Origin of the sequence: Actinomadura sp. NPDC049382, assembly GCF_040677125.1 — a bacterium.
Lineage (GTDB): Bacteria > Actinomycetota > Actinomycetes > Streptosporangiales > Streptosporangiaceae > Spirillospora > Spirillospora geliboluensis.
The window spans coordinates 22,618-29,523 of record NZ_JBFARO010000101.1; the positions used below are offsets into that span (position 1 = coordinate 22,618).

At 68.2% G+C, this 6,906-nt stretch carries 7 protein-coding genes and 1 pseudogene; 5 read left to right on the forward strand and 3 right to left on the reverse strand.

Translation table 11 applies throughout. From position 1 onward, the window contains the following. The first annotated feature begins 140 nt into the window (after positions 1–140). Positions 141–1,127: an aldo/keto reductase gene (locus AB0K34_RS35660; RefSeq protein WP_364553254.1), complete on the forward strand. Its 987-nt coding sequence runs from the start codon at positions 141–143 to the stop codon at positions 1,125–1,127. 362 nt (positions 1,128–1,489) lie between these two features. On the opposite strand, the gene AB0K34_RS35665 is transcribed toward AB0K34_RS35660, so the two are convergent. The 3 genes from AB0K34_RS35665 to AB0K34_RS35675 all read right to left on the reverse strand — a co-directional run bounded on the left by AB0K34_RS35665 (position 1,490) and on the right by AB0K34_RS35675 (position 3,734). Beyond that, complete coding sequence (locus tag AB0K34_RS35665) at positions 1,490–2,119, reverse strand: class I SAM-dependent methyltransferase (RefSeq protein ID WP_364553256.1); 630 nt, start codon at positions 2,117–2,119, stop codon at positions 1,490–1,492. A 133-nt stretch (positions 2,120–2,252) separates the two neighbouring features. Further along, positions 2,253–2,864: an alpha-ketoglutarate-dependent dioxygenase AlkB gene (locus AB0K34_RS35670; RefSeq protein ID WP_364553258.1), complete on the reverse strand. Its 612-nt coding sequence runs from the start codon at positions 2,862–2,864 to the stop codon at positions 2,253–2,255. A gap of 417 nt (positions 2,865–3,281) precedes the next feature. After that, positions 3,282–3,734: a hypothetical protein gene (locus tag AB0K34_RS35675; RefSeq protein WP_364553259.1), complete on the reverse strand. Its 453-nt coding sequence runs from the start codon at positions 3,732–3,734 to the stop codon at positions 3,282–3,284. Positions 3,735–3,860: 126 nt separating this feature from the next. On the opposite strand from AB0K34_RS35675, the gene AB0K34_RS35680 reads away from it, so the two are divergent. The 4 genes and pseudogenes from AB0K34_RS35680 to AB0K34_RS35695 all read left to right on the forward strand — a co-directional run bounded on the left by AB0K34_RS35680 (position 3,861) and on the right by AB0K34_RS35695 (position 6,889). Beyond that, positions 3,861–4,586 carry a PASTA domain-containing protein gene (locus tag AB0K34_RS35680; protein ID WP_138638007.1) on the forward strand — a complete coding sequence of 242 codons (726 nt, stop codon included), beginning with the start codon at positions 3,861–3,863 and terminating at the stop codon, positions 4,584–4,586. A gap of 9 nt (positions 4,587–4,595) precedes the next feature. Further along, positions 4,596–5,038 (forward strand): annotated as a pseudogene (locus tag AB0K34_RS35685) (transposase family protein); the annotation flags it as partial. Between the two features lie 288 nt (positions 5,039–5,326). Continuing rightward, positions 5,327–5,830, forward strand: coding sequence for a SigE family RNA polymerase sigma factor (locus tag AB0K34_RS35690; protein ID WP_364553261.1), 504 nt, complete (start codon positions 5,327–5,329; stop codon positions 5,828–5,830). A gap of 3 nt (positions 5,831–5,833) precedes the next feature. After that, positions 5,834–6,889 carry a hypothetical protein gene (locus tag AB0K34_RS35695; RefSeq protein WP_364553263.1) on the forward strand — a complete coding sequence of 352 codons (1,056 nt, stop codon included), beginning with the start codon at positions 5,834–5,836 and terminating at the stop codon, positions 6,887–6,889. The last annotated feature ends 17 nt before the right edge of the window (positions 6,890–6,906 follow it).

Below are 6,906 nucleotides of genomic sequence, written 5' to 3' on the forward strand. Positions count from 1 at the left end.
GGCGGCCGACCTGCCCGTCCCTTCCGCCTGCCCCTGTTGCCCGCCGAGCACCGTGGCGAAGTGTTATCGATAACATTCGCTGTCGATGCCGGGAGCGACCGTGTCCCGAGCGGCAGACCGATGGAGCAGAGGGGACACCCGTGGAAGAGCGAATGCTGCAGCGCGCCGGTCGGAAGGTCGGCGTCGTGGGCCTGGGCGCATGGCAACTGGGCGCGGACTGGGGGACGGTCGACGACCGCCAGGCGCTGTCGGTCCTGTCCGCAGCGGTGGAAGCCGGGGTGTCGTTCATCGACACCGCCGACGCGTACGGCGACGGACGCAGCGAGCAGCTGATCGGCCGGTTCCTGCGCGGCGGTGGCGTCCAGGGCGTCACGGTGGCGACCAAGATGGGGCGGCGCGTCATGCTGCAGCACCCGTCGATCTACACCCTGGACAATTTGCGTGCCTGGACCGACCGGTCGCGCGCCAATCTCCAGGTCGAACGGCTCGACCTGGTGCAACTGCACTGCCCGCCTCCGGCCGTCTACCAGGACGACGCGGTGTTCGACGCCCTGGACACGCTCGTGGAGGAGGGCCGGATCGCCGCGTACGGAGTGAGCGTGGAGACCCGGGCCGAGGCGCTGGCCGCCATCGCCCGCCCCGGCGTGGCCACCGTCCAGTTGATTCTCAACATGTTGCGGCTCGGCCCGCTGGAGGAGGTCCTGCCGGCGGCGCGCGCGGCCGGAGTCGGCGTCATCGCGCGAGTGCCGCTGGCGAGCGGCCTGCTGTCGGGCCGCTATGACGAGCACACGACGTTCGCCGCCGATGACCACCGCACCTACAACCGGCATGGCGAGGCGTTCGACGTCGGCGAGACCTTCTCCGGTGTGGATTTCAGCACGGGCTTGGAGGCGGTGCGCCGCCTGCGGCCGCTGGTTCCGGACGGGATGACGATGGCGCAGTTCGCGATGCGCTGGATCATCGACCAGCCCGGGGTGTCCGTGGTGATCCCCGGGGCCCGCACGCCCGACCAGGTCCGCGACAACGCCGCCGCGGCCGACGCCGCTCCGCTGTCACAGGAGGCATCGGCGGGCGTGCGCGAGATCTACGACGAACTGATCGCGCAGCAGGTGGCGAACCGCTGGTGAAGCGAACACCTGGGATGCCATGCGCGACAAAATCCTGGACGCGGTCGAGCGGTTCGAGGCCGAGCTGCCGCCACCGGGCTCACCACCCGGGTCGTTCACCCGCGCCTGTCTCGACGCGACCATTCCAGAGAAGGGCGGACCACCGGACGATCCGTTCGTCTACGACGCCGACGGGCAACCGGCTCATCCGCCGCGACAACACCGGCACCGTCCTGTATCTGCCGGGAATGGAGCTCCGCCTCAGCGGCGGCACTGTCACCACCACCCGCTACTACACCCACGGCGGACAAACCATCGTGTCCGGCCATGCGACTGGCATATGCCCACACCAGCGGGCCCGTCCACGCACCTGACCGCCATGACTAATTAACCCTGGTTAGCGGTCGGGTGTTTTCCCAGGTCAGCGAGTAGCGGCGGAGTACGTGTCGGCGATAGCGCACGCCGGGCAGCAGTCGCCGCGCTGCGGCTCGCACCTGCCCGTAGCTCATCTGCGGGTCGGCGACCGGCATCCCTTCCGGGCCGTGCGCACGGCGCAGCACCTTGATGGTCCGTACGACCGGGGCGGCCGCGATCATCGCTGCCCACTCCGCCGGAGTCCTCTCACAGGCCAGGCCGACCACCACCAGCGTGCCACCGGGACGCAGTAGCTCGCGCATGCGGGTCAGGGCCGCCTCAAAGTCCATGTGATGGATCGTGGATACCGAGCAGATGAAGTCGTAGCCCTCGACCGGGAGATCGACGGAGAGGAAGTCGCCCTCGATGAACGTGAGATCCGGGTCACCAGCGGCGAGCTCGTGAGCGCTGGCGATCATCCTTGGCGAGCTGTCGATGCCAGTGACGCGTTTTGCCCGCCCGGCCAGCTTGCGTGCGAGCAGACCATCCCCACAGCCAACGTCCAGCGCATCGCTGCACCCCTCCGGGACGGCACGCAGGATGCCAGGGTGACGCGCGACGTTGGTATTCCAGTACGGCTTAAGGGCGGCCTGGCTCATCGGATCATCGTAGGGGCATGGCATCTGCGGTCATGTCCTGGCTTTCGCGAACGCCATACACAGCTACTGCCCAGGGACATCACAGGGGACGTGCGAGTAGCGGGCCAGGAACGTAGAAGCGGCGCGCGAGGTCCTAATGCAGAACCATGCCGAGTGAACCTGCAGAGCAGGTCAGCGTGTCAGCGTCGTTAGAGTTCTCTTGCAGGACCGTTCGAAATGTCACGGACACACGTCGGCTGCGGGGCACCCGCCGGTTGGGGCCAGGGTCGGTCTTCCGCGCCGGGATGGCGTGCCGCCAGGTGAATCGTGCGGGGCCTGTCATCACGCACAAACTGCCGGATTCGAGGCGTACTGGCACGCGCGTCTTGTCCTGAGGGTGAGTGAACTCCATAACGCATGCCGACAGCAGACTGACCGAGGCGACGACAGGGCCGAAGGAAGGAATGCGGTCGATGTGAGCGCTGATGCCCTGACCAGGCAGGTATTCGTTCACGATCACCTGGTCGGGCTGTCGGTCGAAGTGGCCGTCCTCATGTAGCCGCCGGGCCAGCGCCACCGCCCAGCCGGGGAGTGGCGGGGCCGGAGCGCCGCCCACGCCACGACTGCCATAGTCGTAACGATGCCCGTAGTGCTGGACACGCCTCCGCAGTTGCGACGACCAGGGCGCGGCGTCGATATCCGCTGCTAGGCGCTGCTGAGCGTCCTTGTCCAGCCAGTGCTGTACGCACAGTAGCCCCGGAACCATGGTCGAAAACCTATTCGATCGCGGCTCATCCGGTCCAGGGTTCCTCGAGCGCTGCCGATGCTGGCGGCGACGGAGCGAGACGGCCGCCAAGGCGACCCGTCCCGGGTGCGGCAAACAGCGGATCCTGCAGGCCGACACCGGCAGATGATCGGACGGTCCGGCTCGGGCGTCGGCCCCACCCGGTGCCACTGACCCGGCAAGCTGGACGATCCTGCAGCGCTGCCTGACCCACCGCCGAGCCCAGCGCACGGACGACCCGCACGTGATGGTCACCAAGGGCGCCAAAGCCGGCCGGTCTCCGGATATGGACCGAGACGATGAGGTGCGGCACCTGACGTCATTCTTCGCCGTCAGCCCTGGCGAAGGGAAAGGTTGAGAGTGGTCGTTTCCCAGCCGGTCGCCGACCGGCGGGTGCGGTCAACGGGCGGCTGTGCAGGTGAGGAGTTCGCGGTGTTCGAGGGTCCATAGTGCGGCCCGGGACTGCCATGCGAGGGTCCACAGCCCCTCGGTGTGAGTGTTGTGCTGGGTGAAGCCCTGAACTCGTGAGTACCAGCCGTTGTCTTTGATCAGGAAGTGCAGGATCCGGTCGATCAGATCGGTGCGTTGACGGCGGGGAAGCCCGTAACCGTCAAGGAAAGCCTTGAACCATTCCGCGCGGGTGGCGGCGGGTGGCAGCCCGATCTCTTCGGCGACGTCATCATCGAAGAGTTGCACGCAGTAGAAGGCGGTGACGGCGACCTCATCGAGGGGGTCGACTGGCCCGGTGTACTCCCAGCCGATCAGCCAGGTCGGGCGGTTCTGGTCAAAGACCACATGCCAGGGTGCGATGTTGCCGTGGCTGATCAGTGCTCCAGGTGTGTCGGTGTGCAAGGTTCAGGGCATCCACTGCGCATGAGGTGGCGGGGTGAAAGGTACGACTCACCTGGTGGAGCTGGTGCAGCAGCGAGCCGACGTAGGAGCCGACGCTTCCGGCACCTCGATGGCAGCATCAGCACCGTGAAGCGGGGCGGTCTGGGCATCTACCGTGCGAGTGCCGGAAAAGTCCGCCCGGCGGCGGGGGAGACGGTTACGATCGCCGCGTTCATGTCTGATCATGTTCGGGAGCGGCACATGGTGGGGATCCGACCCTTAACTCTTGGTCTGCTGATGGTGCCCGTGCTCGGCCTGGCGGCCTGCTCGGGCGGCGACAGCACTTCCGCCGCAGGGAGCGCGGGGAGCGGCGCAAAATCGCCTCGTCCCTCACCTGTCCTGCCCTCCTTCAAAGGAAAGAAGCTCGACGCCGTCAGCGGCGAGTTGCAGCGTTCCTGGCCCGCCTACACCACGGCGTTCAGGGCCCTGCCCGACGGTCACCTGTTCGACGGCGAGTCCTACTCCGGTACCTGGGTCGTCTGCACGCAGGTCGAGGACCCTCAGGGGAAGAAGGTGGAGTTGGGATTCCTGCCCCCGCAGGTGTCCTGCCCGCCCGACGGCCGCGTGACCACCTGGCCCGTCGTGCCCAACTTCGTCGGCAAGACCGGCACCGACGCAAAGCAAGCCGCCCTGCGGCTCGGCTTCCCGCTCGTCAGCAGCGAGCCCATCGTGACCGAGGGATACGACGACAGCTCGCACCTGGAACGTACCGTCTGCACCCAGGACCCGCCCGTCGGCCAGAGCATGCGCCAGCACTACGGCACGACACTGAGCCTGCGGGTCGCCGACAGCAAGGGGTCGTGCACCCCGTAGGTGCCCCGCCTGGTGCTGGACGGCACCTCGATCTCGATCGACCGGGTCGCCGCCGACCGGCCCCACTACTCGGGAAAGCATCGCCGCCACGGCATGAACCTCCAGGTCATCGCCGCACCGGGACGGGACCCTGCTGTGGGTGTCGGGACCGCTGCGCGGCTCGGTCCACGACCTGACCGCGGCCAGGATCTGGGGCGTCATCCGGGCCCTGGCGGCCACCGAGCTGCTCGTGCCGGCCGATAAGGCATACCAGGGCGCCGGCGCGCACATCCTCACGCCCTACAAGGGACGCCAACCGCGCACACGCCAAGCTCCGCGGACCCGGCGAACGCGCGAACGCCCAGCTCAAATCATGGCGCATCCTGCGCAAGCTACGCTGCTGCCCCCACCGCGCCGGCCGCCTCGCCAAAGCCGTCCACACCCTTCAACTCCGCGAGACCGCAGCACGCTGAAAAAGGCTCAGTGGGCGCCGCCGGACAAGGGCGAGGATCTGGGCGCGTACGTGGCGGGTGATCTGCTGCGCAAGGGCGCCCGCGACCTGAGCGGCGGTATCCCGCACTGAAGGCCTGAACGAAGCAGGACCGCAAGGACGAAGGGCCAGGGCCCGCTTGGCGTAGGTGGGCCGGTCGAATGGCGTAGTTGCAGAACCGGCACCTCGATGTTGAAGAGACTCCCTTGCCGGGCAACCGTTTCGGGGGTCCAGCCGGTAGATGTCGGAGAGAGATCTACTGGGAGGTCGGATGCGGGAGCGCCCGGACTACGCGGCGTATGTGACGGAGCGGTCGCCGCGGCTGCTCAGAACGGCCTATCTGTTGTGCCGCGACTGGGCGCAGGCGGAGGATCTGCTGCAGACGGCGCTGGTCAAGGCGTGGCGCTCGTGGCGGCGGATCGAGGACAACCCCGATCCGTACGTCTACCGGATCTTGGTCAACACGCACGCGTCGTGGGCGAAGCGGCACTGGCGCGGCGAGCGGCCCACGGAACGGCCCCCGGACGGCCCCGATCCGGCGGACGGCATCGGCGCCGCTGAGGACAAGGCGGTTTTGTGGGCGGCGCTCGGCCGGCTCCCGGACCGGCAGCGCGCCACGCTGGTGCTGCGCTTCTTCGAGGACCTGTCGGAGCCGCAGGTCGCCGAGGTGCTCGGCTGCTCGGTCGGGACGGTGAAGAGCCAGACCAGCAAGGCCCTCACCAAGCTCCGGATCGATCCGGGCGTCCTGGCCGCAGCACCGCAGGGAGGGAAGTGAGCGATGGCACGCGAACTGAAGGACCTGACCGAGGTCATGGAGGCCGAGAGCGCTCGCGGCGTTCCGTCCCCGGATCTGCTGGACGGCGTCCGCCGCCGGGTCCGGCGCGGCAACCGGCTGCGCGCCGCCGCCGCGGCCTTCGGCGTGGTGCTGATGGCGGGGGCGGCCTTCGGGGTCGTCCAGCAGCAGGACGGCAACGCCCGCGACCGGCACGCGCTCGCACCGACGATGACGGGCGTCGTCAACCAGGACTTCCCGAGGTCTGCGGGGCGGGACGGCATGCAGCCGCTGCAGGAGGTCGGCTTCTCAAAAATTCGGGCCAAGGGACGGTTCACCATCACGCCGACCGGGCCGTTCATCGGCGTCACCCTCCGGTGCTCCGGCGATTTCATGGTCTACCAGCAGCGGGAGAACGGTGCCTTCAGCAGCGGCGGCTGCAGCCAGGGCTCACCCGACGACAACTCCACCTCGGTCTCCAAGGTCACGCCGGGCGTGCCGATCACCATCGAGGTCGTGGCTCTCCCGTTGAAGGACAGCAGCGAACAGAACCCGAACACGTTGAGTTCAATGATCGGCATCGACCGGTACCTGGGCAGCCACGAGCCGACGTCGGGGAACTGGAGCGTGCGCGTCTACAGCGGCCAGTGCAACACCGACGCCTGCAACATGGGAACCCGTCCGCCCACACAGCCGAAACAACTTGCGGTGACCGGGCTGAAGCGGTTGGCGCGAGTCACCGGTAGCGCCGACGGCAGACCCCGGACGGTCCCGCTCAAAGAGCCGGGCAAGTTGATGCGAATACGGGTGACGTGCGTGGACGGCGCGGCGGTCGCGGTCGTCCGGACCGGCGGGCAGACCAAGGTCGTGGACTGTGAGATCGCCGAATCCACGGGCATCACCTGGGATCAGGACGTCGAAGGCGGGACGAACGCAATCAAGATCGCCGTGCTGCCCGCCGAGGCGGGCAAGGTGCACGCCACCAGCGACGCCGCGCTGGCAAAACTGATGAAGAGCGTGAAGCCGGCGGGGAAGTGGACACTGGAGGTCTACGCCCGCTGAGCCCCGCAGCGCCGCCG

What these genes read in the sequence shown, in the direction of transcription:
- AB0K34_RS35665 (WP_364553256.1), bottom strand. Translation starts at nt 2,119, where the DNA reads ATGAGCCAGGCCGCCCTTAAGCCGTACTGGAATACCAACGTCGCGCGT.
- AB0K34_RS35690 (WP_364553261.1), top strand. Translation starts at nt 5,327, where the DNA reads ATGCGGGAGCGCCCGGACTACGCGGCGTATGTGACGGAGCGGTCGCCG.
- AB0K34_RS35670 (WP_364553258.1), bottom strand. Translation starts at nt 2,864, where the DNA reads ATGGTTCCGGGGCTACTGTGCGTACAGCACTGGCTGGACAAGGACGCT.
- AB0K34_RS35695 (WP_364553263.1), top strand. Translation starts at nt 5,834, where the DNA reads ATGGCACGCGAACTGAAGGACCTGACCGAGGTCATGGAGGCCGAGAGC.